The 1,329-nt window shown below is 61.3% G+C and carries 1 protein-coding gene; it reads left to right on the top strand.

Annotated elements, in window-relative coordinates; genetic code table 11:
• Window positions 1–226 precede the first annotated feature (226 nt).
• Complete coding sequence (locus AC1VWL_RS19280; RefSeq protein WP_482987752.1) at window positions 227–1,099, top strand: methylglyoxal synthase; 873 nt, start codon at window positions 227–229, stop codon at window positions 1,097–1,099.
• Window positions 1,100–1,329 lie beyond the last annotated feature (230 nt).

The following is a 1,329-nucleotide window of genomic DNA, read 5'->3' as shown; positions in this document are numbered from 1 at the left end:
CTGTTGCTGTTGCTATTGCTGTTGCTATTGCTGTGGCTGTTGCTGTGGCTCTGAACCACCAGTTCGCGTAGTAACGACCTGCTCCCTTCTCCCGCTTGCGGGAGAAGGTGCCCGAATGGGCGGATGAGGGGAGCTCTTGCTCAGGCATGCCTTTGGCTCCAAGGCCACCAACCAACCGACACGCAGCTGCCCTACACTCAAGAACTCCGCACAAAGAGAAATCGCAATGCGCATCGGCCTGGCAGCAAACCGTCTCCATCACGAAAGCGCAGACGCTGCGTTGTTCCGTTGGCTGCGCGCCAGCGAAAGCGGAATACGCGAACTGGGAGTGGAGTTGCACGCCGTTGGCCGCACCTACGACGCCATTGCCGGCACTCATCCTCTGCAGGATTACCCCGGACTTCAGCGCTATCCCAACGGCCGCGAAGGCGGCCTGATGAAGCTGGTGGCCGAAGTCGTAGGCATGGGCACCCTGGAGCGCACACTCGATGGCGCGATCTACTTCATTGACCCGGTCGATCCCTCGTCGGTGTTCCCGGAAGCCATCGCGCTCAAGCGCCAGTGCGTCATCCACGGAAAACCCTTCATCTCCACGGTGGCCACCGCTCGTGACTGGATTGAAATGGAGCGCATCCACGCCGGCCTCGCACCGGACCCGGGCGCCGACGATCTACATGACTTCAGCAAGCAGACGCTCGCGCTGATCGCCCACGATGCGCGCAAGCCACAGATGCTCGCCTTCGCATCGGAGCACTTCGACGTGTTGTCGCAGTTCGAACACCGCATCGGTACCGGCACCACCGGTCAACGCTTGAACGAGATGGCCTGGAGCCGCGGCTGGCCACGCGACCAGGAATGGATCCACCGCTTCCAGAGCGGCCCGCTAGGCGGCGACGCGCAGATTGCGGACCGTGTACTTGAGCATCGCTGCCAACGCGCGATCTTCTTTGAAGATCCGCATGTGGCGCGCCAGCATGAAGCGGACATCCAGCTGCTGGAGCGCGCGGTGACCACGGTTACCGATGAGGCGGTGTGCATCACCGCACCGAACATCGCAGCCCGCTGGGCAACTGCCGCGCAGATACGCCAGAAAGCCTGACCGTAGTGCCGAACCATGTTCGGCAGGTGCATTCCAAGCAGCGCCTACAGAGCCCCAAGGCTTTGGCTTTGGCTTTGGCTTTGGCTTTGGCTTTGGCTTTGGCTTTGGCCCTTGCTCCAGCTGTTGCCTTAACCCTTCTCCCGCTTGCGGGAGAAGGGTTGGGATGAGGGGAGCTCTTGGCTCTTGGCTCTTTGCTTTTGGCTTTTGGCTCTTGGCTCTTGGCTTTTGGC

It is taken from the genome of Stenotrophomonas sp. STEN063, assembly GCF_056854515.1.
The sequence above is the reverse complement of the archived record's forward strand: the minus strand, read 5'-3'. Positions and strand labels throughout refer to the sequence as shown.